At 70.1% G+C, this 22,601-nt stretch carries 24 protein-coding genes; 13 read left to right on the forward strand and 11 right to left on the reverse strand.

Annotated elements, in window-relative coordinates:
* Nucleotides 1-23: 23 nt before the first annotated feature.
* On the reverse strand, nt 24-1,793 hold the full coding sequence (locus tag ABZX92_RS15950) for a biotin carboxylase N-terminal domain-containing protein (protein WP_355559106.1): 1,770 nt from the start codon (nt 1,791-1,793) through the stop codon (nt 24-26).
* 133 nt (nt 1,794-1,926) lie between these two features.
* On the opposite strand from ABZX92_RS15950, the gene ABZX92_RS15955 reads away from it, so the two are divergent.
* Nucleotides 1,927-2,583, forward strand: coding sequence for a hypothetical protein (locus tag ABZX92_RS15955; protein WP_355559109.1), 657 nt, complete (start codon nt 1,927-1,929; stop codon nt 2,581-2,583).
* Here ABZX92_RS15955 and ABZX92_RS15960 read toward each other — a convergent pair.
* The 3 genes from ABZX92_RS15960 to ABZX92_RS15970 all read right to left on the reverse strand — a co-directional run bounded on the left by ABZX92_RS15960 (nt 2,580) and on the right by ABZX92_RS15970 (nt 6,058).
* Entirely contained in the window at nt 2,580-3,860 is a 1,281-nt protein-coding gene (locus ABZX92_RS15960) for a dicarboxylate/amino acid:cation symporter (protein WP_355559112.1), read from the reverse strand. The genes ABZX92_RS15955 and ABZX92_RS15960 overlap by 4 nt on opposite strands.
* Before the next feature lie 181 nt (nt 3,861-4,041).
* Entirely contained in the window at nt 4,042-4,641 is a 600-nt protein-coding gene (locus tag ABZX92_RS15965; RefSeq protein WP_355559114.1) for a nucleoside triphosphate pyrophosphatase, read from the reverse strand.
* Nucleotides 4,601-6,058 (reverse strand): DHA2 family efflux MFS transporter permease subunit, encoded by a 1,458-nt coding sequence (locus ABZX92_RS15970; RefSeq protein ID WP_355559173.1) that lies wholly within the window; start codon nt 6,056-6,058, stop codon nt 4,601-4,603. Before ABZX92_RS15970 ends, ABZX92_RS15965 begins: the two co-directional genes overlap by 41 nt.
* A gap of 35 nt (nt 6,059-6,093) precedes the next feature.
* Between ABZX92_RS15970 and ABZX92_RS15975 the strand changes: the two genes are divergently transcribed.
* Entirely contained in the window at nt 6,094-6,480 is a 387-nt protein-coding gene (locus ABZX92_RS15975) for a hypothetical protein (RefSeq protein WP_355559117.1), read from the forward strand.
* 64 nt (nt 6,481-6,544) lie between these two features.
* Here ABZX92_RS15975 and ABZX92_RS15980 read toward each other — a convergent pair whose 3' ends face one another.
* Both ABZX92_RS15980 and ABZX92_RS15985 read right to left on the reverse strand, forming a co-directional pair.
* A complete protein-coding gene (locus ABZX92_RS15980; RefSeq protein WP_355559120.1) occupies nt 6,545-6,760 on the reverse strand; it encodes an acyl-CoA carboxylase subunit epsilon in 216 nt (71 codons plus the stop codon).
* On the reverse strand, nt 6,757-8,394 hold the full coding sequence (locus tag ABZX92_RS15985; RefSeq protein WP_355559122.1) for an acyl-CoA carboxylase subunit beta: 1,638 nt from the start codon (nt 8,392-8,394) through the stop codon (nt 6,757-6,759). The genes ABZX92_RS15980 and ABZX92_RS15985 overlap by 4 nt, the downstream gene beginning before the upstream one ends.
* Before the next feature lie 117 nt (nt 8,395-8,511).
* Between ABZX92_RS15985 and ABZX92_RS15990 the strand changes: the two genes are divergently transcribed.
* From ABZX92_RS15990 to ABZX92_RS16005, 4 genes are read left to right on the forward strand one after another with little or no spacing between them, the layout of a single operon-like run.
* The gene (locus tag ABZX92_RS15990) at nt 8,512-9,330 is read left to right on the forward strand and encodes a biotin--[acetyl-CoA-carboxylase] ligase (RefSeq protein WP_355559124.1); all 819 of its coding nucleotides are present in this window, start codon (nt 8,512-8,514) and stop codon (nt 9,328-9,330) included.
* Nucleotides 9,331-9,343: 13 nt separating this feature from the next.
* Nucleotides 9,344-9,868 carry a PH domain-containing protein gene (locus tag ABZX92_RS15995; protein ID WP_355559127.1) on the forward strand — a complete coding sequence of 175 codons (525 nt, stop codon included), beginning with the start codon at nt 9,344-9,346 and terminating at the stop codon, nt 9,866-9,868.
* A complete protein-coding gene (locus tag ABZX92_RS16000) occupies nt 9,855-10,784 on the forward strand; it encodes a hydroxymethylglutaryl-CoA lyase (RefSeq protein ID WP_355559130.1) in 930 nt (309 codons plus the stop codon). Before ABZX92_RS15995 ends, ABZX92_RS16000 begins: the two co-directional genes overlap by 14 nt.
* Entirely contained in the window at nt 10,781-11,326 is a 546-nt protein-coding gene (locus ABZX92_RS16005; protein ID WP_355559133.1) for a GNAT family N-acetyltransferase, read from the forward strand. The genes ABZX92_RS16000 and ABZX92_RS16005 overlap by 4 nt, the downstream gene beginning before the upstream one ends.
* Here the strand turns inward: ABZX92_RS16005 and ABZX92_RS16010 are convergent.
* Complete coding sequence (locus ABZX92_RS16010) at nt 11,310-11,747, reverse strand: MaoC family dehydratase (protein ID WP_355559136.1); 438 nt, start codon at nt 11,745-11,747, stop codon at nt 11,310-11,312. The two genes, ABZX92_RS16005 and ABZX92_RS16010, sit on opposite strands and share 17 nt — an antisense overlap.
* Nucleotides 11,748-11,844: 97 nt before the next feature.
* Here ABZX92_RS16010 and ABZX92_RS16015 point away from each other — a divergent pair, with 97 nt between their 5' ends.
* Genes ABZX92_RS16015 through ABZX92_RS16030 form a run of 4 tightly spaced genes read left to right on the forward strand, consistent with a single transcriptional unit; the run spans nt 11,845 to nt 15,425 of the window.
* Nucleotides 11,845-12,330: a YbaB/EbfC family nucleoid-associated protein gene (locus ABZX92_RS16015; protein WP_355559139.1), complete on the forward strand. Its 486-nt coding sequence runs from the start codon at nt 11,845-11,847 to the stop codon at nt 12,328-12,330.
* On the forward strand, nt 12,327-12,641 hold the full coding sequence (locus tag ABZX92_RS16020) for a hypothetical protein (protein ID WP_355559142.1): 315 nt from the start codon (nt 12,327-12,329) through the stop codon (nt 12,639-12,641). The genes ABZX92_RS16015 and ABZX92_RS16020 overlap by 4 nt, the downstream gene beginning before the upstream one ends.
* 1 nt (nt 12,642) lies before the next feature.
* Nucleotides 12,643-15,168, forward strand: a complete 2,526-nt coding sequence (locus ABZX92_RS16025; protein WP_355559145.1) for a TNT domain-containing protein — start codon at nt 12,643-12,645, stop codon at nt 15,166-15,168.
* Nucleotides 15,165-15,425, forward strand: coding sequence for a hypothetical protein (locus tag ABZX92_RS16030; RefSeq protein WP_355559148.1), 261 nt, complete (start codon nt 15,165-15,167; stop codon nt 15,423-15,425). The genes ABZX92_RS16025 and ABZX92_RS16030 overlap by 4 nt, the downstream gene beginning before the upstream one ends.
* On the opposite strand, the gene hisN is transcribed toward ABZX92_RS16030, so the two are convergent.
* Nucleotides 15,406-16,185 carry a histidinol-phosphatase gene (gene hisN / locus ABZX92_RS16035; protein WP_355559151.1) on the reverse strand — a complete coding sequence of 260 codons (780 nt, stop codon included), beginning with the start codon at nt 16,183-16,185 and terminating at the stop codon, nt 15,406-15,408. The genes ABZX92_RS16030 and hisN overlap by 20 nt on opposite strands.
* A gap of 32 nt (nt 16,186-16,217) precedes the next feature.
* On the opposite strand from hisN, the gene ABZX92_RS16040 reads away from it, so the two are divergent.
* Nucleotides 16,218-16,892, forward strand: a complete 675-nt coding sequence (locus ABZX92_RS16040; protein ID WP_355559154.1) for a response regulator transcription factor — start codon at nt 16,218-16,220, stop codon at nt 16,890-16,892.
* Nucleotides 16,892-18,166, forward strand: a complete 1,275-nt coding sequence (locus ABZX92_RS16045) for an ATP-binding protein (RefSeq protein ID WP_355559157.1) — start codon at nt 16,892-16,894, stop codon at nt 18,164-18,166. Before ABZX92_RS16040 ends, ABZX92_RS16045 begins: the two co-directional genes overlap by 1 nt.
* 1 nt (nt 18,167) lies before the next feature.
* Here the strand turns inward: ABZX92_RS16045 and ABZX92_RS16050 are convergent, their stop codons facing one another.
* From ABZX92_RS16050 to ABZX92_RS16060, 3 genes are all read right to left on the reverse strand, one after another.
* On the reverse strand, nt 18,168-18,698 hold the full coding sequence (locus ABZX92_RS16050) for a GtrA family protein (RefSeq protein WP_355559160.1): 531 nt from the start codon (nt 18,696-18,698) through the stop codon (nt 18,168-18,170).
* Nucleotides 18,628-19,206 carry a GtrA family protein gene (locus ABZX92_RS16055; protein WP_355559175.1) on the reverse strand — a complete coding sequence of 193 codons (579 nt, stop codon included), beginning with the start codon at nt 19,204-19,206 and terminating at the stop codon, nt 18,628-18,630. The genes ABZX92_RS16050 and ABZX92_RS16055 overlap by 71 nt, the downstream gene beginning before the upstream one ends.
* 133 nt (nt 19,207-19,339) lie before the next feature.
* The gene (locus tag ABZX92_RS16060; RefSeq protein ID WP_355559162.1) at nt 19,340-21,550 is read right to left on the reverse strand and encodes a sigma-70 family RNA polymerase sigma factor; all 2,211 of its coding nucleotides are present in this window, start codon (nt 21,548-21,550) and stop codon (nt 19,340-19,342) included.
* Between the two features lie 140 nt (nt 21,551-21,690).
* Here ABZX92_RS16060 and ABZX92_RS16065 point away from each other — a divergent pair, with 140 nt between their 5' ends.
* Complete coding sequence (locus tag ABZX92_RS16065) at nt 21,691-22,458, forward strand: GGDEF domain-containing protein (protein WP_355559165.1); 768 nt, start codon at nt 21,691-21,693, stop codon at nt 22,456-22,458.
* Nucleotides 22,459-22,601: the final 143 nt, after the last annotated feature.

Consider the following 22,601-nt stretch of genomic DNA (forward strand, 5'->3'; position numbering starts at 1 on the left):
TCGTAGGTGAGCAACCCGACCTGTCAGTCCTTCAGCTCGCAGATCACGGTGCCCTGCGTGATCGGCTCACCAGGAGCGGCCGCCAGCCCGGTCACCGTGCCCGCCTTGTGCGCCGTCACCGGGTTCTCCATCTTCATGGCCTCCAGCACCACGATCAGGTCCCCGGCCTCCACCGTCTGCCCGTCCTCGACCGCCACCTTCACGATCGTGCCCTGCATCGGCGCGGCCACCGCGTCACCGGACACCGCGGCCGAGCTGCCACCCGCCCGCTTCGACTTCGGCTTCTTCACGGCGGCGGCAGCAGGACGCCCGGAACCGACCGCGAGATCACCGGGCAGCGACACCTCAAGACGACGCCCGCCGACCTCGACCACCACGGTCTGACGCGGCGTCTCCTCGTCAGCGGCCTCACCGGAACCGGAGAACGGCGCGATCTGGTTGTCGAACTCGGTCTCGATCCACCGCGTGTGCACGGTGAACCCCTCGGGCTTCTCGGCGGTGAACGCCGCGTCCCGCACGATCACGCGGTGGAACGGCAGCACCGTCGCCATGCCCTCGACGACCATCTCGTCGAGCGCCCGGCGCGCACGGGCCAGCGCCTCGTCGCGGTCGGAGCCGGTGACGATCAGCTTGGCCAGCAACGAGTCGAACTGCCCGCCGATCACCGAGCCGCTCTCCACACCGGCGTCGACGCGCACGCCAGGACCCGACGGCGCCACGAAGGACGTCACGGTGCCCGGCGCGGGCAGGAAGCCGCGACCGGCGTCCTCACCGTTGATCCGGAACTCGATGGAGTGCGCCCGCGGCGTCGGGTCCTCGGTGAAACGAAGCTTCTCGCCGGCCGCGATCCGGAACTGCTCGCGCACCAGGTCGAGCCCGGTCGTCTCCTCCGACACCGGATGTTCGACCTGCAGGCGCGTGTTGACCTCCAGGAACGAGATCGACCCGTCCAGCCCGACGAGGTACTCGACCGTGCCGGCGCCGTGGTAGCCGGCCTCCAGGCAGATCGCCTTGGCCGACGAGTGGATCGTGGCGCGCTGCTCGTCGGTCAGGAACGGCGCGGGCGCCTCCTCGACCAGCTTCTGGTGGCGGCGCTGCAAAGAACAGTCACGCGTGCCCACGACGATCACGTTCCCGTGCGTGTCGGCGAGCACCTGCGCCTCGACGTGGCGCGGCTTGTCCAGGTACCGCTCGACGAAGCACTCGCCGCGCCCGAACGCCGTGACGGCCTCGCGCACCGCGGAGTCGAACAGCTCCGGAATCTCTTCCAGCGTCCGCGCGACTTTCAGGCCACGACCGCCACCACCGAACGCGGCCTTGATCGCGACCGGCAGCCCGTGCTCGGAAGCGAAAGCGATGATCTCGTCCGGACCGTTGACCGGGTCCTTGGTACCGGGCACCAGTGGCGCACCCGCGCGCATCGCGATGTGCCGCGCGGTCACCTTGTCGCCGAGGTCGCGGATGGCCTGGGGCGTCGGCCCGATCCACGTCAGGCCCGCGTCGATCACGGCCTGCGCGAAGTCCGCGTTCTCGGACAGGAAGCCGTATCCGGGGTGCACCGCGTCGGCACCGGACTGCGCGGCCGCGGCCAGCACCTTCTCGAACGACAGGTAGCTCTCGCCGGGCGTGTTGCCGCCCAGGGAGAAGGCCTCGTCCGCGAGCCGGACGAACGGCGCGTCGCGGTCGGGGTCGGCGTAGATCGCGACACTGGCCAGGCCGGCGTCACGGCAGGCGCGGATGACCCGGACGGCGATCTCACCGCGGTTGGCGATGAGGACCTTGCGCAGCGACACGGCGTCGTACCTCCTGCTGGACCGGCAATTACGGCTCTGGCTGGTGCCGCAGTCTACGGAAATCGGTGAACTCCGAGAGGGAGAGACGGCTCACTTCACATCCATCGTGAGCCCATCGGCCACAATCTGCGATGTGGGTGCATCCAGGTCCGTGCAGGTGACCGCCGCCGTCGCTGCAGCGGTCTTCGTCGCCGGGCTCGTTCACGCCTATTTCCAGCGGCCGCACAACACCGATTCAGGTCAATCCGGCACCGACGCGGGAGCGCGCTGCGGTACCACCGTCTGCCAGGTCATCATCGGCAAATCGGTCGGCAGAGACCTCGTCGAGCTGCTCGGCGGCACGGGTGGCGGGCGGATCAGGGTGACCGGCGAGTCCGGCCCGTTCATCTTCGAGATGACCATCGCGGAGACCGGCGCGACGGTGAACGGCAACTCGCTGCAGTGCTCCGAAGCGCCGGTCAGCGTGTGCCTGGTGCGCGGCGACCTGAACGGCAAGTCGCTCGGCGAGGTGCTGATCCGCAAGGACGGCACGTGGTCGCGCGCGCAGGCCCCTTATCAGGCCAGCGCCGGGTACATCGGGCTGCACGACGTCAACGCGGACGGCACCGCGGACATCGTCACGGCCCAGAACGGCTGCGACGGTCAGTGCAACAACGCGTTCGTGCAGGTGTTCTCGGCGATCGGGCCGGTGATCGGTTGTACGAGTCCGGCGCCGGTCCGGGAGCAGCTCGACGGCTGGCCCGCACCGACGCCGAATCTGTCACAGATCAGGCCGTGCGCTGATGCCTAGGCGTTGACGAGCTCGCGGTCCTCGGCGGGCGACTCGATCAGGCCCTCGCTGCGCGCCACCAGCACCGGCACGGTGATCTGCCCGGCCACGTTGGTCGCGGTGCGGATCATGTCGAGGATCGGGTCGATCGCGTAGACCACGGCCACCCCGGTCGCGATCACCTGCGGCGGCAGGCCGACGACGCTCAGCGTCAGCGTCAGCATCGTGTACCAGCCGGTGGTGCCGGCGGTCGCGAGAGCACCGAACACCGCGACGAGCACGATGCCGACGTACTGCCACACCGAGAGCTGGATGCCGAACAGGTTCGCGATGAAGATCGTCGCGACGGCCGGGTAGACCGCGGCACACCCGTCCATCTTGGTCGTGGTGCCCAGCGGCACGGCGAAGTTCGCGTACTCCTGCGACACACCGAGCTCAGTGGCGGCCTTGCGGGACAACGGAAGCGTGGCACCCGACGAGCGCGACACGAACGCGAACTGGATCGCCGTGCCTGCCTTGCGGAAGAACTCGACCGGCGAGGTCCTGCCGACGAACTTCAGCAGGATCGGGTAGACCACGAACAGCACCAGCAACGTGCCGATGTACACCGCGAGGATCAACGAGAACAGCGGGCGCACGAACGAGTTGCCGTACGACGCGACGGCGTTGCCGATGAGACCGAAGATGCCGATCGGCGCCAGCAGGATGATCCAGCCGACGACCTTCTGCACGATGTCGAAGAACGAGCGGACCAGGTTCGTGAACGGCGCGGCCTTCGCGCCGAGCGCGTAGGCGGCGAACCCGACGAGCACCGCGATGAAGACGACCTGCAGCACCTCGCCCTCGGTGAAGGCGCTGAAGACGTTGCTGGGGATCAGGTTGTCGAGCAGCGCGCTCCACGAACCGGACGTGCGCTTGGCCAGCTTGTCGACGGCACCGGCGGCGGGTTCGATGTGCACGCCCTGGCCGGGCTGGATGATCGCGCCGACCGCGAGTCCGATCAGCACGGCGATGAACGACGTGATGGCGAACCACAGGAACGTCTTGCCGCCGAGCCGCGCGGCGGTGCGGCCACCGCCGAGGTTCCGCAGCGACGCGATGCCGACGACGATCGCGGTGAACACCAGCGGGATCACGGTCAGCTGCAGCAGCGACGTGAAGATGGAGCCGATCTTGGCGAGCACGGGCGCGAGCCACGTGCCCTTGCCGAGCCAGCCGGCGAGCGCGCCGAGAACGAGCGCGCCGAGCACGGTCAGGCCGAAAACCTTGGGTTTGCGGTAGGTCTGGACGAACGACACTGGGACATCTCCTGGGCAGGGATGAGCGGAACTGGGGGCTGGGGCGTTAGCTCCGACAGCCCGTGCTCGTCCTGCGCGCCAGGTCGATGTGCCTGCGCCGCGTCAAATACTCGTTCACCGCTTGCCCCCAACGCTCGCGATGAGGGCAGTCTTCCCTGATCAAGCCAAGTGTGACCAGGGTCTACCAGAGTGTGGACACGGAAACACCCACCTGGCCGAGCAGCCTGCGGGTGAGCGGCAGGCTGATGCCGATCACCGACGTGTGGTCGCCCTCGATGCCGTCGATGAACCAGCCGCCGAGCCCGTCGATCGTGAAGCCGCCCGCGACGTGAAGTGGCTCGCCCGTCGCGATGTACGCCTCCAGCTCCTCGTCCGTCGGCGTGCCGAACCGCACCGTCGTCGACTCGGCGGCGGACGCACGGTCGACGACTTCACCTTGAGCAACGCGCAGGACGGTGTGGCCGGTGATCAGCACGCCGCTCTTGCCCGCGACCCGCCGCCACCGCTCCCGCGCGACCTCGGCCGTGCCGGGCTTGCCCACGAGCTCACCCTCGAACAGCAGCATCGAGTCGCAGCCGATCACGACGCACTCGGCGTCGTGCTCGATCGCCTCCGCCTTCGCCGCCGACAGCGCGACGACGGTCTCCTCGGGCGTGGGGTCGGCGAGCGACGCGACCAGCGCGTCCTCGTCGACACCGGACACGCGGACGACGGGCTCGATGCCCGCCGACCGCAGGACGCTAAGACGGGCGGGTGACTGGGAGGCCAGGATCAGACGCACCAGCGGAGTCTCGCACGCCCGTTTCGCGCCTCATCAGCACCGCCGCGCTCACCCCGATGACCGTCGACACGACCAGCATCAGCAACGCGGCCCGCGTCGCCGAGGTGAAGTCGCCCGTCGCCGCCAGCCCGATCTGCAGCACCGCCCCCGTGCCCGCGCTGCCGAGCACGCCGCCGAACTGCCGCGAGGTGTTGTAGATGCCCGAGCCCGCACCCATGAGCTGCGGGTCGAGCGTCTTCGTGGCGATGTTGGTGAGCGGCGAGTACACCATTCCCATGCCGGCGCCGACGACCACGAGCGCGGGCAGCAACGCCCACGGCGACCCGCCCAGCTGCAGCGTCATCACGAAGATGCCGGCTCCGAGCATGATGAAGCCGGCGATCGGCAGGTACTTCGCGCCCGGCCCGTTCGACTGCCGCCCCGCGAAGAACGCCACCACCCCGGACATCAGCGACGTCGGCGCCGTGAGCAGGCCCGCCTCGAACGCCGACAGCTTCGGCACCGTCTGCACGAACAGCACCAGCGGCACGAACAACCCGGTGACCGAGAAGCCGATGATCATGTTGGCGACGTTGCCGAGCGAGAAGTTCCGGTTGCCGAAGATCCGCAACGGCAGCAGCGGCGCGGCGTTGCGCCCTGACGCCTGCCACAGCACGAACACCACCAGCAGCACCGCGCCCGCGATGATGATCTCGGCGATGGTGATCGGCCCGGCCACCCTGCCCCAGCCGTAGTGCTCGCCGTTCTGCAGCCCGAACACCGCCAGCCCGAGCCCGAGACAGCACAGCACCACCCCGAGGACGTCGAACCGCGGCGACCGGCCGGGCTGCCAGTCCGGCACCCAGCGCGCCACCAGGGTGAGCGCGACCACGCCGATCGGGATGTTGACGAAGAAGATCCACTCCCAGCCGAGCTGCGTGACCAGCACACCGCCGAGCAGCGGCCCCGACACCGTCGCGAACCCGGCGACCGACCCCCACATGCCGAGCGCGGCACCACGCCGGTGCGGCGGGAACAGGTGGGTGATGAACGACATCGTCTGCGGGGTCATGGCCGCGGCACCCAGCCCCTGCACGGCTCGCGCGGCGATGAGCACCTCGGCGCTGCCGGCCAGCCCGCAGGTCAGCGAGGCCAGCACGAAGATCGTGAGCCCGACGAGGTAGACGCGCTTCGGCCCGAACCGGTCGCCCAGCCGCCCGGTCAGCAGCAACGGCACCGCGAACGCCAGCAGGTAGGCGCTGTTGACCCAGATGATGTCGTTGAGCGACGCCTTGAGGCCTTCGATCATCGAGGGCATCGCGACGTTCACGATGGTCGTGTCCAGCAGGATCATGAAGAACCCGACGCAGAGCGCCGAGACGGCCCGCCAGGCAGCCCTGTCCGTGCCGGATCCGCCGGTTCGAGTAGTACTACTGATGCGCCACCACCCCGTTCGTCGGCACCCTCGACCGAGTGAAGCGCTGGGTGCTTGTCCTCACCGAACGCGGTTCCGATCGCGAAGGCAAGCGCAGACGGATCGCGGCCATGTTCATCGTGCTCTGCGGCCTCGTCGGATCGTGGGCCGTCGGCAGCGTGCTCGCGAGCGATCCCATCGGCTACGGCGTGCCGATCTGGCCGTTCGCCAACAACGTCGACCGCGCCGAGAACGCACTGCTGGGCCAGGTCGTGTCCGCCGTGCGCGACAACCTGCCGCTCAACCACGACCAGGCGCAGGTGCTGCGCAAAACGGACGCTTACGGCAGCGAGTTCTGGACGCTGAAGCTCAAGGTCGACGGCGAGACCCGCTGCCGCGAGGTCGCCGTCGGCCTGAACGTCACGAGCCGCCGCGTGAGCTGCTGAACTTCTCCGCACGCGGGGACCCCGCGTACTCCAGGAGAGTACGAAAGCTCCCCGCGTACTCCGGTCAGCCGGGGAAGCCGGAGGCGCGCCAGGCGCCCGGTCCGTGTTGGAGCGGGCGACGGACTCGGCGAGCCGGGTTCGCCCACTCCGAGCGCGCGGCAGGTTTGTCCTCGACGGGCGCGGCCGCGGCCAGCCCGGCGACGACAGCGGTCAGAGCCGCCAGTTCGTAGTCGTCCGGCGCGCCCTTGACGACGCGCAGCAGAGGCTCGGGCCCGGTCACAGCGGGATGTTCCCGTGCTTCTTGGGCGGCAGCGTCTCCCGCTTGTCCCGCAGCATCGACAACGCCCGAGCCACGTATCCGCGCGTGTACGACGGCGGGATCACCGAGTCGACGTATCCGCGCTCAGCGGCCTGGTACGGGTTGCACAGCGTGTCCTCGTACTCCTGCTGCAACTGCGCGCGCAGGGCGTCGACGTCCTCACCGGCAGCAGCGGCGGCCGCGAGAGTCTTGCGGTGCACGATGTTCGCCGCGCCCGACGCGCCCATGACGGCGATCTGCGCGGTGGGCCAGGCGAGGTTGATGTCCGCGCCGAGGTGCTTGGAGCCCATGACGTCGTACGCGCCGCCGTACGCCTTGCGCGTGATGACGGTGACCAGAGGCACGGTGGCCTCGGCGTAGGCGTAGATCAGCTTGGCGCCACGCCGGATGATGCCGTTCCACTCCTGGTCGGTGCCGGGCAGGAAGCCGGGCACGTCCACGAACGTCAGCACCGGGATGTTGAACGCGTCGCAGGTGCGCACGAACCGCGCGGCCTTCTCGGAGGCGTCGATGTCGAGGCAGCCGGCGAACTGCGTGGGCTGGTTCGCGACGACACCGACCGAGTGGCCGTCGACGCGGCCGAAGCCGACCAGGATGTTCGGCGCGAACAGCGGCTGGACTTCGAGGAAGTCGCCGTCGTCCAGCACTCGGGTGATGACCTCGTGCATGTCGTACGGCTGGTTCGCGGAGTCCGGGATCAACGTGTCCAACGAGCGGTCCTCGTCGGTGATCGAGTCGGAGATCGATCCGGGAGCCAGCGTGCCCTCGAACGCGGGTGCGTCGGAGAGGTTGTTCGACGGCAGGTAGCTCAAGAGCTCCTTGACGTACGCGATCGCGTCTTCCTCGTCGCTGCCGAGGTAGTGCGCGTTGCCGGACTTGGTGTTGTGCGTGCGACCGCCACCGAGGTCCTCCATCGTCACGTCCTCGCCGGTGACCGTCTTGATGACGTCCGGGCCGGTGATGAACATGTGCGAGGTCTGGTCGACCATCACCACGAAGTCGGTCAGCGCGGGGGAGTAGACGTGTCCGCCGGCGTTCGAGCCCATGATCAGCGAGATCTGCGGGATCACGCCGGACGCGCGGACGTTGCGGGTGAAGATCTCGCCGTACAACCCCAGCGAGACGACGCCCTCCTGGATGCGCGCGCCGCCGCCCTCGTTGATGCCGACGATCGGGCGGCCGGTCTTGATCGCCAGGTCCATGATCTTGACGATCTTCTCGCCGTAGACCTCGCCGAGCGACCCGCCGAAGACGGTGACGTCCTGGGAGAACACGCACACCGGGCGGCCGTCGACGGTGCCGTAGCCCGTCACCACGCCGTCGCCGTACGGGCGGTTGCGCTCCTGGCCGAAGTTGGTGGACCGGTGCCGGGCCAGCTCGTCCAGCTCGACGAAGGAGCCGGGGTCGAGCAGGAGGTCGATGCGCTCGCGGGCTGTCTTCTTGCCCTTCGCGTGCTGCTTCTCGACCGCGCGTGCCGAGCCGGCGTGAACCGCCTCGTCGTTGCGCCGGTAGAGGTCAACGAGCTTGCCCGCGGTGGTGTGGACGTCCGGAACGTCCGCGGGGACGTTCCCGATCGGCTCGGTCGCACTGCTCATGGGCTCGCAGCCTAACGAGAGCATTGCTGAACTGCCCCGTGCAGTTGTCCAGGTCACGGCAACCTGTTGGTCATCTCAAGTCGCACGTACTCTCTTCCGTTCCAATAGCCTGGCCCGATGGACACCGCACTCGACGCCGAGGCGCTGCGCGCACGGCTGGTAGCACCCAACGGCCCGTATGCCGCGCTTGACGTCGTGGCGAGCACTGCGTCCACGAACGCGGACCTGACTCAAGCCGCGGTAGCAGGCGCGAAGGACCGCACCGTGCTCATCGCGGAGGAGCAGACCGCGGGGCAGGGCCGTCGCGGCCGCACCTGGTCGTCGCCTCAGGGCGGGCTCTACCTCAGCGTGCTGTTCCGGCCGAGCGAGGTGCCGCCGCAGCAGCTGCCGTGGCTGAACCTGATCGCGGGCCTGGCTCTGGTGAGGGTCGCTCAGTCGGTTGGTGTCGAGGCCTCCCTGAAGTGGCCCAATGACCTGCTGCTCGGCCCGAAGGCGGAGAAGGGCGCCGGGATCCTGTCCGAGATCACCGCCGGCGTCGCGCAGGCCGTCGTCGTCGGCATCGGCCTGAACGTGGCGAAGCTGCCGGACGACGTGCAGCCCGCGCCGGGTGGCCTCGCGCCGACGTCGCTGGAGGACGCGGGCGCTGCCGAGCTCGACCGCGAGGAGCTGGTGTTCCGGCTGCTGGTCGAACTGGCCCAGCTGGAAGGCGTGTGGCGCAACAACGGTGGCGACGCGGTCGAGTCGGGTCTGCTGGAGGAGTACCAGGAGCACTCGGCGACCCTCGGCGAGCGCGTCCGCGTCGAACTTTCAGGTGGCGTTCAGCTGCTCGGGGTTGCGCAGCGCATCGAGGCCGACGGGACGCTGGTCGTGCGCGGGACGGACGGGGTTGATCACGGCGTGTCCGCTGGTGACGTGGTGCATTTGCGCCCCGCGTGATTAGGGTTGGCTCATGGCCTACCCCGACGACCTGCTGAGCCCGAGCGAGCACGTCGTGATCCACCGGCATCCCCACTGGAAGATGCTGCTCTTCCCGGTGTTCTGGCTGCTGGTCGTGGTCGCGCTCGGCACCTACCTGGCCGGGCTCGTCGTCGACCAGTCGTGGGCCACCATCGCGTGGATCGCGCTGGCCGCGGTCGGCATCGTGCTGATCATGTGGCTGACGATCGCGCCGCTGGTGCGCTGGCGGACCACCCACTTCATCGTCACGTCGGACCGGGTGATGGCGCGCGAGGGCGTCTTCAAGCGCACCGGCCTCGACATCCCGTTGTCGCGCATCAACAGCGTCCGGTTCGAGCACAGCCTGCTCGACCGGGTGCTGGGCTGCGGCACGCTGATCATCGAGTCGGCGTCGGACGAGCCGCTCGAGTTCGACGACATCCCGTCCGTGGAGAGGGTGCACTCGTTGCTGTACCGAGAGGTCAACGACAACCCCGACGACGACTACGACCCGAGGACGCTCGATGGGCGCGCGTGAGGTCGGTCTGCCCGACGTGGTGCCCTCTGGGTCGTTGCCCTCGCGGGTGACGATCTGGGAGGTCGGTGCTCGGGACGGGCTGCAGAACGAGTCCACTGTGGTGCCGGTGTCGGTGAAGCTCGAATTCCTCGCCAGGCTCGCTTCGGCCGGTCTGTCCGTTTTGGAGGCGACGTCCTTCGTGCACCCCAAGTGGGTGCCGCAGCTGGCCGACGCCGCCGAGCTGCTGTCCGGTTTGGACGCTCGGCCCGGGGTGAGCTATCCCGTGCTGGTGCCGAACGAGCGCGGGCTCGACCGGGCGATCGAAGCCGGTGTGCAGCACATCGCGATCTTCGCCTCCGCCACGGAGACGTTCGCGTCCAGGAACTTGAACCGCACGCTGGACTCGCAGTTCGAGATGTTCGAGCCGACGGTGAAACGGGCTCTGGCAGCCGGCATGGACGTCCGGGGCTACGTCTCGATGTGCTTCGGCGACCCGTGGGAAGGCGCCGTGCCGCGGTCGCAGGTCGTGGCGGTCGGCGAGCGGTTGCTGGAGATGGGTTGCTCGCAGCTGTCGTTGGGCGACACCATCGGTGTGGCGACGCCCGGTCAGGTCGAGTCGCTGCTGGAGGGCTTCCGGGACGTCACCCGGCTGGCCGTCCACTTCCACGACACCTACGGCCAGGCGCTGTCGAACACGTTGGCCGCTTTGCGTTGCGGCGTCACGACTGTGGACTCGTCGGCCGGTGGGCTCGGTGGCTGCCCGTACGCGGAGTCGGCGACCGGCAACCTCGCGACCGAGGACCTGGTGTGGATGCTCGACGGACTGGGCATCGAGACCGGGGTCGACCTCGACAAGCTCGTCGAAACCTCGGTGTGGATGGCCGAGCAGCTCGGTCGTCCGAGCCCGTCGCGGGTGGTGCGGGCGCTGGCGAAGTGAAGGTCGTTGAGCTGACGTCGGAGACTTGGCCGCTGGCCGAGGCTTTGTTCAGTTCCAGCAAGACCGTCGAGTGGTGCTTCTGCACGTGGTTCATGCAGACCAACGCCGAGATGAAGACGAACGACAACCGCGCCGTTCTGCGTGCGCGGCTCGGTTCGCCGATCGGGCTGCTGGCGGTGGACTCCGGCGAAGCTGTCGGGTGGGTGGCCGTGGCGCCTCGGGCTGCGTATTCGCGGCTGGGCCGGTCGAAGATCACCGCGCCGGTGTCCGAGGACATCAGCGGTGTGTGGTCCGTGACTTGCTTCTACGTTCGGCGGGACGCACGTCGTCAGGGCGTGACGTCGATGCTGTTGGACGCTGCTGTTTCGCACGCGGCTGAGGCAGGTGCTCGCGCGGTGGAGGGCTATCCGATCGACACCGAGGGACGGTCGCTCCAGGCGGGCGAGCTGTACCACGGGCGCCTGGCGATGTTCCTCGACGCAGGCTTCGAGCTCGTCGAACGACGGGGAACGCGGCGGGCGCTGGTCAGCCGCGCGCTGTGAACATCCCGGTGGCGACGAACCTGTAGACCAGCTCGTCCCCACGATGAGCCGTCCCGGCGAACTCCACCAACCCCAACGTCGGCCTGCTCTTCGACAACCGCGCGCTCAGCACCTCGGCGGCGAACGTCAGCTTGTCGCCCGCGTACACCGGCGCCAGCCACGACAGCTCACGCCCACCCGGCGACCCCTGCGACGTCGAGTCGGACAGCACCACGTCCACCCACCGGCGCATCCACAGCGAGGCCGTGTACCAGCCAGAGGCGGACAAACCGCCGAAAATCGAGTTTCGTCCCGCTTCCTCGTCCAAGTGGAACGGCTGCGGGTCGAACTTCCTGGCGAAGTCCACCATGTCCTCCCGGTCGACGATCACCTCGCCGAGCGGGATGATTCGGCCTGCGGGCAGATCCTCGAACGCGATCACGTCGTTGATCGTACGTAACTGAATCCGCCGGGAACCGATCTAAGGGCGACGGCGTCAAAGAGCCCGAGCCCAGGGCTATGCGTGTGAGGGGGACTCGGTGGACGACCACCGTGCGCAGGTCGAGGAGCTGCTCGCCGACTACCGGCGCAGCCGTGAGCAGCTGGCGTCGGTCCAGCGTGAGCTCAAGGCCGTCTCCGGGAGGGCGTCCAGTCCTGATGGGACGGTCACCGCGGTCGTCGGGGCCGGGGGGAAGCTCGCCGGGCTGGAACTGTCCGAGCTGGCGTACCGGCGGCATCGGCCCGAGCAGCTCGCGGAGCTGATCGTGCGCACGGTCGCCGCGGCCGCCGCGGCTGCTGCCGAGGACACCTATCAGACGTTGAGCGCGGTGTTGCCCGCCTCGACGGATCCCGCCGCGCTCGTCGCGGGCACGGCCGACCTGCGGCCTGCCGAGTACGAGGTGGACGACACGGAGACCATCGACCTCGGCCGGCAGCCCGTTCGCCGGCGCGTGGACGACGACGAGGACAACGAACAGCGGGAGAGCTGGCTCGACTCCGAGCTCATCAACAGGAGGGTTCGATGACCGGGTACGAGGCCGACCTCGACCGGCTGGACGCCGGCGCGCGGGAGTTGCGCGGGTTCGCCGGCCAGGCCAAGGAGATCGCGGGCACGCTGGACAAGGCGCTGGCCGCGTTCGGCAGCTGCTGGGGGGACGACGCGGTCGGGCGCAGTTTCGCGGCCACGCACGAGAAGCCTTCCGGTGACGCGGCAGGGGCGTTGTCGGGGCTGTCGACGACGCTGGGGGACGTGGGCGACAAGCTCGCCGCGACGGCTGAGACGTACCGGCACGTCGAGCAGAGCAACGCGTCCGTGATGAGAAGGCTGGACGGCTGACATGGGCATCGAGCTACCCGTCGAACTCACCGAAGTCGCGGCCAAGGCCGGCGTCTCGTGGCCCAAGGCGGACGAGGACGCCATGCGCTCCAGCGCCACCGCGTGGCGCGAGGCCGGCGACAAGATCAAGACGTTGGGCACTTCGTCCGACGCTTCCGCGAACCGCGCGCTGGAAGGCGTCAAGGGCGGGGCCGGCGACGCGGCTCGTGGCCGGTGGTCCAAGGTCGTGGCTCCGGACGGCGACCTGCAGCGCGCGGCCAAGGGCTGCCACGCCGCCGCCGACCGGCTCGACCACGCCGCCCAGCAGGTGGGTGCCGCGAAGGTCCAGATCGTGCAAGAGCTGGTCACGCTGGCCAAGAACAACGACGCGGCCCACGCCTCGGCCTCCACCGGCAACCCCAACGCGCTGCTCGGCCTCGACACGCTGACCCGAGGCACCGCGGCGAACGTCGCGAACCTCCACCACACCCTCGCCTCCGCCATCAACCTGGGCAGCGGCGTGGACATGGGCCAGGCCTCGCCGCCGGTCAACACCGCGCCAGGGGCGCACGGCCCAGGCGGTGGCGGTGGCGGCGGTCTGCTCTCGCCGGTCACCGACGTCGTCGGCGGCGTGGCGGCTCCGGTCGCGGGTGCCGTCGCGCCGGTTGCCCAGGTCGTGGCGCCGGTGACCGACGCGGTCGCCCCGGTCGTGCACGCCGCGACCGCACCTGTGGCTCCCGTGGTGCACGCGGCGACCGGCCCCGTCGCGCCGGTGGTGGGCGCGGTGACCGACGCTGCCGCTCCCGTGGTCGACGCGGTGCCTGGCGGACGTGAAGCCACCGGTCCGGTGATCGACGCGGTCGACGGCCACGGCAAGGGCGAGGGTCACGACGGTCCTGGCCGCGTCGACGGTCCCGGCGACGGATCCGGCCGGGGCGATGGCCCAGGCCGCGGCGGACCGCAGGTCCTGCCGGGTCTGGTCGCCGACGTGGTCCAGCCCGTCGGCCAGGTGGCCCAGCCGGTCGTGGCGGCGGTGACGGATGCGATCCCGAGCGTCCAGGGCTCCCTCGGCCCGGTCGCCGAAGGCACGACCCAGGCCTCTGCCGCTGTGCTGGACCAGCCTCTGATCCGCGGCGGCGAAGTCCCCGGCCAGCACGCTTCCGCGCCCACTGCCGCCGCCCCGGCGGCTCCCGCTGCTCAGGCGGGCCCGACCCTCGGCAGCCCGCTCGGTGGCGGCGCCCCGGTGGGCGGTCCGGTGGGTGGCGCGGTCGGTGCCGTTGGTGGTGCCGTGGGCGGTGCTCTGGGTGGTGTCCCGTCGGCGGCTCCGGCGGCGAGCGCCCAGGTCGGCGCGGTTGTCGGCCAGCAGCCCGCCGGTCAGGCGCCCGGACAGGCCGCTCAGCAGGGCCAGCAGGCTGGCAAGGCGGTGGACGCCAAGGCGGCCGCGGAAGCCAAGGCCGGCGAGGCCAAGCAGGGCGCGCAGGCCGTGGCTGGCAAGTCCGGTGCGGCAGGCCAGACGCCGGGTGGTCAGGCAGGTCAGTTCGCCCAGGGCACGCAGGCTTCGGTCAGCAGCCAGCCCGGAAACCAGGCTCCGGGCCAGCCGGGCCAGGCGCAGAGCGGCAACCAGGCTCCTGGCCAGAGCCAGGGGCAAGGCCAGCCGGGCAACAAGGACGCACTCGCCAAGGACCCGAAGGACGCCCTCAAGGACGGGTTGCTCAAGGACCCCGCGTTCGGCGAGCTCAGCGCCGACGGCTCAGGCAGCCAGAAGGTCGGCGACACGATCGCCGCGCCCGTCGCCCCAGGAGCCGGCGTCGACCTCAACGGCCACCAGAGCGGTTCCCTCACCGACCGCCTCGACAACCACGAACAGAACCAGGCGCTGTCCGGCGTCGCCTACGACGTCGCCCGCCACACCTACACGGCCGCGGCGGCCGGCAGCTGGTTCATGGCGATCTTCCTGTCGGCGGGCAGGGCCCCGCGCCTCGCCCCGAAGCCCGCGAGGCAGCTCCCCGCACCTCCGCAGCAGGAAGAACGTCAGATCCCCAGGTTCGCCCCGCAGGACCACCCGCGGGCAGACCTGGTCGACACGTCCGCCACCCAGCCCAAGGACCCCTCCGCAGGCCTCGGCAAGGATCACCCGATCGTGCAGGAACTCCTGGCGGGCTACGACCCGTTGGCGGGCATGCACGAGCGCGACTGGTCGAACCTGTTCGAGCACGAGGACGGCTCGACGGTCTGGCCGGTCGAACGCGAAGGCGGCTACGAGGACAGCCAGCCGGAGATCCTCAAGGCGGGCGCCGAGCTCGACCGGTTCGGCACCGAGGAAGGCCGCGTCCTGGCGAAGGCCGGCACCCCGTTCGCCCACCGCTCGCTGCCCCCGCAGGCGGCGGACGAGGGCTACCGCAGGTACCGCGTCGAGCAGGACCTGCCCGTCCACCGCACCATCAGCGCACCCTGGTTCGGCCAGCCCGGCGGCGGAAGCAGGTACCGCACCACCTACCCCGTCGCCGACCTGGTCGCGCTCGGCTACCTCACGGAGATCACCGCATGAACGTCGAGAGCCTGCCCGAGTGGCTGACGAAGATCGGCGTGCCGGACGACGTCGTCAGCATCGGCGAGGAGGCGGACCAGCGCTGGTGCCTGCTCGCCGACTCCGACGGCAAGGGCGTCGAGGTGTTCTGGCAGGAGCAGGGCAACCGCTACGACTGGGCCCGGTTCGACGACGAGAGCGTGGCGTGCCACTACCTCTTCGGCCGGCTGGCCTGGGCCCAGGTCGCGCGCGGAAGTCTTACCGTCCAACCAGCTTGAGCGCGGAGTCGTGCAGGTGGCCGTTCGACGTCAGCACGTCGCCGCCGTCGTAACGCTCCTCACCCCGCAGTGAGGTGAAGCGGCCGCCTGCCTCCGTCACCAGCACCTGGAACGGGGCGATGTCCCACGGGTTCGCCACGCACTCGGCGGCGAGGTCGAGCGCGCCCTCGGCGACCAGGCAGTGCTGGTAGAAGTCGCCGAACGCACGGCTCTCCCAGGTGGCATCCACGAGCCGCAGGAACGCGTCCCGCGTGTGGTACTCGACCCACGACTTCAGGTCGGTGGTCGACACGTACGCGTCCTCAAGAGAGCGCACGCCGGACACGGAGATCGCGCGCTCACCCGCGTGATCCGACATGAACGCGCCACCACCGGCAGCGGCCCACCAGCGGCGGCCGAGAGCGGGCGCCGACACGGCACCGACGACCGGCACCCCGTCCTCGACCAGCGCGATCAGCGTCGCCCAGATCGGCACGCCGCGCAGGAAGTTCTTGGTGCCGTCGATCGGGTCGAGCACCCAGACGCGCGCGGCGTCCAGCGTGCCGCCGCGCTCTTCACCCATGACGACGTCGTCAGGGCGTTCCGAGGCGAGCACCGCGCGCACCGCGTCCTCGACCGCGACGTCGGCGTCGGTCACGGGCGTGCGGTCCGGCTTGCGCTCCACCGCGAGGTCGTGCGCGCGGAATCGGGCAGAGGTGATCGCGTCGGCGGCGTCGGCGAGGCGGAGGGCTAGTTCGAGATCAGCATCGTGGCGTGACACGCGGCGATCGTTCCACGAATACGCTGGGCGCCGTGAGCGTGGTGTTGCTGGCCGAGGACGACCCGGCCATCGCGGAACCGCTCTCCCGCGCGTTGACGCGGGAGGGCTATTCGGTGCAGGTCGTCGGGGACGGGCCGAGTGCCTTCGACGCGGCCATGGTCGGGGGCATCGACCTCCTGGTGCTCGACCTGGGCCTGCCCGGCATGGACGGCCTGGAGGTGTGCCGCAGGCTCCGGCAGAACGGCAGAGGCATCCCGGTGCTGATGCTCACCGCGCGTGCCGACGAGGTCGACTTCGTGGTCGGGCTCGACGCGGGCGCGGACGACTACGTGGCCAAGCCCTTCCGGCTGGCCGAGCTGATGGCCCGCATCCGGGCCCTGCTGCGCCGCCGCGCGCCCGGCACGTTGGAGGTCAACGGCGTGCGCGTCGACCTGGCCGCCCGCCGCGTCACGGTCGACGGCGGTGAGATCCAGCTCGCGAACAAGGAGTTCGAGCTCCTCAAGGTGCTCATCCAGCGCGCGGGCCAGGTCGTGAGCCGCGACGAGATCCTCTCCGAGGTCTGGAACGACCCCGACCTCAAAGGCAGCAAGACGCTGGACATGCACATGTCCTGGCTGCGAAGGAAGCTCAGCGACGGCACCCCGAACTCGGCCGAGAAGCGCATCGCGACGGTCCGCGGGCGCGGTTTCCGCTTCAACGCCGACTGATGCGCCGCCGGATCCTGCGGGCGATCCTGCTCGCCGTCGCCGTCACGGGGATCGTCCTCGGGCTCCCGCTGGGCTACTCGGCGCTGACGCTCGTCGAGGACAACGCCCGCGGCGCTGTCACCGAAAGCGCCCAGCGCATCGCGACGGCCCTCGACGACCAGATCGCCAACCGGCAGAGCATCGACATCGAGGCCGTGAGGTTCGCGATACCGACCGACGGCCGCCTCACCGTGGTGTTCGGCGGCTCCACCAGCGTCACGGGTCCGTCACCGGGTGACAGTCCGCTCGGCGCGGAACTGCCGATCGCCCAGCAGGGCACCGTGCGGCTGGAGATCCCGTCCGCTCCGATGCACACGACCCAGGCCCAGGTCGCGGGCCTGGTGCTGCTCCTGCTCGCCCTCTCCGTCGGCACCGGCACGGTCGTCGCACTCGTGACCGCGCAAACGCTCGCCAAGCCACTCGGCCACGTCGCCGCCCGCGCGTCCCGGCTCGGCGCGGGCGACTTCCGCGCCGACGAGCAGCGCTACAACATCTCCGAGCTGGACGCGGTCTCCGAGGCTCTCGACACCTCCGCCACCGCCCTGGCCCGCCTGGTGCAACGCGAACGCGAGCTGGTCGGCGACGTCTCCCACCAGCTGCGCAGCCGCCTGACCGCTCTGCAGCTCAGGCTGGAGGCGCTGGCCGAGCATCCGGAACCCGAAACGGCTCTGGAGGCCCGTGCTGCCCTCGAACAGGCCGAACGCCTGGCCGCCGTGCTGGACGAGCTGCTGGCCGCCGCCCGCAAGGCACGTGCGGTGGGCGCCGAGCCGCTGGAGCTCCGGCCGGCCCTGAACCTCATCGCCGAGGAGTGGCGCGAACAGGTGAAGAGCCACGGCCGCACGTTGCGCGTCCGCGTCCCGGACGGCCTGCTCGCCCGCGCCACCCCGGCGCGCCTGCGCGAAGCCATCGGCGTGCTGCTCGACAACGCCCTGCGCCACGGCGAGGGTCCCGTCGTCGTCTCCGCGCGCAGCGAGGAGGGCACGGTCGTGGTCGAGGTCAGCGACGGCGGCGCGGGCGTGCCGGACGAGCTCGCCGCGCACATCTTCGAGCGAGGCGTCTCCGGCGGTGGCTCGACGGGCGTGGGCCTCGCGCTGGCCCGAGCGCTGGTCGACGCGGACGGCGGCAGGTTGGAGCTGTCGACGGCTCGCCCGGCGACGTTCGCGGTGTTCCTGCCGGTGCCCAAGGCGCAGGACGTGGTCGGCATCCCGTGGAAGGCGCCGAGCACGCCGCGTTAGCTCACGAGTGGCCGAGCGCCTCTTCCTCGTCGATCGGCCGCCTGCGCGCGTTCTCCTCGGGGAACACCCACTTCTTGTACCCGTACCAGCGGAACGCCATCGCCACGAGCGTGCCGATGATCTGCGCGGCCAGGAAGTCCGAGAGCTCCTCGGTGAACCGCGACACGTACGGCTCCTGCAGGTGGAACAGGTACCGCGAGACGTACAGCGGTGCCGAGTTCAGCACGATGCCGATGCCGTTGACCAGGAAGAACAGTGCCGCCTCGTGGTGGCGTTCGCGACCGCCGCGGGTGCGGAACGACCACTCCCGGTTGAGGACGTACGACACGATCGTGGCGACCAGGGTCGCGATGATCTTCGCCGTCACCGGGTTGTTCGGCAGGATGATGGTCTTGATCCCGAAGAACAGGACCGTGTCGATCACGAAGCAGGTGCCCCCGACCAGGGCGAACTTGACTAGTTCACGATGCTTCAGCGCGATCGACCGGATCGGCTCCGGCAACCTGGAGACCACTGTTTCGGCTAGGGACACGGGGCGAGTCTACGGAGATCGGGTGAACGCGCCGGTCAGGACGAGCACCCGCGTCCGGGAAGACCCAGCGCCGCATCGCCCAGAACTTGAAGCCCGTGGCGAGCACCATGCCGATGATCGAGCCGGAGACGAAGTCCGCGATCTCCTCGGTGAACGCGCTGACGAACGGGGCCTGCAGGCCGAAAAGATGCCGCGACATGTACAGCGGGAGGATGTTGATTCCCACGCCCAGGCCGCTGACCAGGAAGAACAGCGCGGCCTCGTGGTGGCGCTCGCGGCCGCCGCGGGTGTGGAACGACCATTCGCGCGACAGCACGTACGAGGCGATGATCGCCACCAGCACGCCGATGACCTTGGCCGTGACGACCTTGTCCGTCAGGACGGTGAGCTTCAGCGCGTACCAGACGCCGTTGTCGATGACGAACGTTGTGCCGCCGACCAGGGCGAACCGGATCATCTCGCGGTGCTTGTGAAGCAGGAACTGGAGTGGTTCTGGCATCCGGCTCATGGCACGGCGAACGACTGGCAGCACCGCGCCAGCTTACGGATCAAGATAACGGCGCCTGCCTCCGGGTGTTACCTTCGGCCACCCAGAGGCTTCCGACCTGCACGTTCAGTGACCGGTAAAGATCAACATTTGATCAACTTCGTGCCGGCGGGCACGGCTTGCCCAGCAGGTCCGGGAGCAACCACGGCAGCAGACCGGGCCTCGGCTCGCACGGTTCCTCCGACCTCGGCGGCGCGGTCGGCACCGTGGTCGACGGCGGCACGGACGGCGCCGGCACCTGGGTCGACGGTGGCAGCACCGGCGGCAGGTCCGGGGTCGGCAAGGGCAGCGGCAGCGTCGGCGTGCCCGGCTTCGTGGGCTCGGTCGGTCGCGTCGGCTCGGTCGGCTTCACCGGCGGCGTGGTCGTGTTCGGGGGTGTCGTGGTCGGATCCGGTGCGGGCGGCTGCGGCTTCGGCAGGTCGTCGACCGGCGACTCGTCGGGACACGGGTCCACTGGCACGGTCACGGACTTGGTCGCGTTGCCCAGCGTGGCCGTGACGACGACTTCCTCGCCCCGCCAGGGCAGTCCAGCCGCCCAGAACGATGTCCAGAACTTGTCGCCCTCGTCCAGGTCGACGATGCAGCTGATCGACCTGCCGCCGGTCTGCGTGCACCGGCGATCCAGCGTGTAGATCACGATGCGGTCCTTCGACGACATGTCCAGCTTCAAGGTGCCTGCGCGCGGACCCTTGTTGCGCACATCCACGTCCATGCGTTGATGCCGCCAGTACAACTGCTCGTGCCGTGTCGACACGCTCAGCTCGATGTCGTCGTTGATCGGCGGCACGTGCACCGCGACGTTGACGTTGATCGAGATCGCGGTGCCCGCGGAGATCGTGCCGGTGATCGTTCCCGGCATCGCCTCCGGAGTCGCGCGCAGCCGGAAGAGGAACGTGGCCTTTCCGCCGGGTGCGATGCCGTTCGGCGTCACGCACGTGATCGTGCCGCCGCCTGCCGGGCAGTTCACGGTCTGCTCAGCGGATCCCTCCTGCAGCAGCCGCGCGGCGAACGCCGACGGCCCGCCGGTCGACAGCACGCCCGGCGGCAGGTTCAGCACCATGCTCGCGGGCGGTGCCGCGGTGCCGCCCGTGTTCAGGACGGTGATCGGGAAGTCCTTCGGCTCCTCGCCGGGTGTCAGCGTGTACCCGCTCGGCGTCGTCGGCGTGAGCGACGCGGGCGGAGGCGTCGGCGTCGGTTCCGGCGTGGGAGTCGGGGTAGGAGCAGGCGAACTGGGCGTCGGCGACGGCGTCTGAACTGGCGGCTCTGTGGTGGGAGCGGGCGGCACCGGCGGCTTCGGTGACGGCGGCTGGACCTGCGTCACGGCGGGCGGCGGCGGTTCGGCGGCCTGCACCTGCGGCGACTGCTGGTCGCTCGTGCCGGCGGTCAGTGCGATCACGACGGCGGCGGCCACGGCGGCCGCGGACCCGCCGACGGTGATCAGCTGACGGGGGATCGAGGCACCGACGGCACCCGCACCACCGGCGGCCGCACCGGCACCGACAACGGCCGTGGTCGTACCGGCCGCCACCAGGTAGGTCGTGGCGCCGACACCGAGCACGAGCGGCGCGACGAAGATCCGCAGCGCGCCGTTGACGTCCGCGAGCTCGGCGGCCAGCGCACGGCACCGGCCGCACTCGTCGAGGTGCGCCTCGACCTGGGTCGCTTCCCTTTTGGACAGCCCGGCACGCGTCCACGCGCCGAGCTTGTCGACGGTCGCCTTGCAGCGTTCCGCGTCGGTCTCGGCCAGGTGCATCTGCAGGTACTGCTGCTTGAGGCCCTCACGGGCGCGGTAGGCGAGCGCGGACACGCCGTTGGCCGTGAGCCCGAGCAACGGCGCGACCTCGGCGGGCGACTGGCCCTCGATCTCGGTGTGCCAGAGCACCATCTGCCAGCGTTCCGGCAGCGCGGCGAACGCGCGGGCGGCCAGCGACCGCTCCAGCCCGGCCACCGCGGTGTCGCTGAACTGGACGGCCGGCGCGACGTCGGTCATGTCCTCGGTGAGGTCGAGCTTCTTGTCGCGCCGGGTCTTGTCGTACGCGGTGTGCCGCAGGGCCGTGAGCAGGTAGGCGCGGAAGGCCGAGTCCGGACCACGACCGGCCCGCAGCGTGTCCAGCACCTTCGCGAACGCCTCGGACACCAGGTCGTCGGCCTCGGCCTGCGAGCGGGCCAACTGGCGGGCGAGGTTGTAGGCCGCCGAGACGTGCCGTTCGTACAACTGGCCGTAGGCGTCGATGGTCCCTCCGCGCACGGACTCGATGAGTTCCGCGTCGCTCGGGCCCTGGACCTCTGCAGGAACGGTCGCCAAAGTCTCTGTCCCCTCCTCGCGGCGCTCAGTGTGACGTACGGCGCGGCGAAGAGTCATCTCAATCCCCCACGCGGGTTGCGTCACGAACCGGAAGTGGACGCGTCTCCCACCTGGAATCGGGAGATCTGAAGGGAGACCGGGTGGGTGTCGCACAAGCGGAACGCCTGCTGAAGTCGAGGTGGCGGACCGCCACCATGGCTGCCGGCTGGGCGTTCCCCGCAGACTGGCCGCTCGCCGAGGTCGACGACGTGTGCGCGGCGATGCTCGAGCACACCGACCCCGCCGACGCGCTGATCCGGCTGGGCCGGGCACGCGCAGAAGCGGGCGCGGGCCTGAGCGAGACGCTGCTGGACCTCGCCGCGCTGCACGCCGTGCTGACCGACGCGTTGCACATCGTGTCGCCGAACGTCGACGCGCTCCCTTCACGGATGCTGCGCATGACAGCGCTGGGATGGGCGGACGTGGTGACGAAGCAGGCCGGCGACTGCGCGGCCGAGGACCCTTTGACCGGGCTGGCGACGGCCGCGTACCTGCGCACACGTCTGGGCGAGGTGTACCGGGAGACCCCGGTGGCGTCTCTGGACTACGCGCTGGTGCTGCTGCGCCTCGACGTGCACCGCGCCTCGGGCTGGTCCCGCGTCGTCGCGATGACCCTCGTCTCGGACGCTCTCCGCACGGTTTTCGACGGCGGCGAGACGCTCGCGACCCTCGGCCCGTGCGTGGCCGCGGTCCTCGTACGCCGTGACGAACTACTGGCGCGCCGAATCTCCAACCTGCGCGTTCTGGCCGCAGACCGCCTGGCCGACGACCCCAACGTCCGCCCGGTGGGCCCCGCCAAGGTCTGGACCGAACGCCTCCCCGACACGCACGCCGAGGCCTGCACCCTCCTGACCACACTTGGGCGCTGACTCCCCCTGTCCCGCGCCCACGCTCCCCGTTCCCCGGCCGCACGCGGGGGCCCCGCGTTCCCCAGAAGGGAACGGGGGGGCCCCCCCGGAAGTTTAAGCGGGGGGCCAGTTTTATATTTTGTTTGTTGAATAATAAAAAAAGG

The sequence above is a fragment of the Lentzea sp. NPDC006480 genome (assembly GCF_040611995.1).
In the GTDB taxonomy this organism is placed as follows: Bacteria; Actinomycetota; Actinomycetes; order Mycobacteriales; family Pseudonocardiaceae; genus Lentzea.

Coding starts and splice junctions, on each gene's coding strand:
- ABZX92_RS15985 (WP_355559122.1), bottom strand. CDS start 8,394: ATGAGCAGTGCGACCGAGCCGATCGGGAACGTCCCCGCGGACGTTCCG.
- ABZX92_RS15990 (WP_355559124.1), top strand. CDS start 8,512: ATGGACACCGCACTCGACGCCGAGGCGCTGCGCGCACGGCTGGTAGCA.
- ABZX92_RS15995 (WP_355559127.1), top strand. CDS start 9,344: ATGGCCTACCCCGACGACCTGCTGAGCCCGAGCGAGCACGTCGTGATC.
- ABZX92_RS16000 (WP_355559130.1), top strand. CDS start 9,855: ATGGGCGCGCGTGAGGTCGGTCTGCCCGACGTGGTGCCCTCTGGGTCG.
- ABZX92_RS16020 (WP_355559142.1), top strand. CDS start 12,327: ATGACCGGGTACGAGGCCGACCTCGACCGGCTGGACGCCGGCGCGCGG.
- ABZX92_RS16025 (WP_355559145.1), top strand. CDS start 12,643: ATGGGCATCGAGCTACCCGTCGAACTCACCGAAGTCGCGGCCAAGGCC.
- ABZX92_RS16030 (WP_355559148.1), top strand. CDS start 15,165: ATGAACGTCGAGAGCCTGCCCGAGTGGCTGACGAAGATCGGCGTGCCG.
- ABZX92_RS16045 (WP_355559157.1), top strand. CDS start 16,892: ATGCGCCGCCGGATCCTGCGGGCGATCCTGCTCGCCGTCGCCGTCACG.
- ABZX92_RS16055 (WP_355559175.1), bottom strand. CDS start 19,206: ATGAGCCGGATGCCAGAACCACTCCAGTTCCTGCTTCACAAGCACCGC.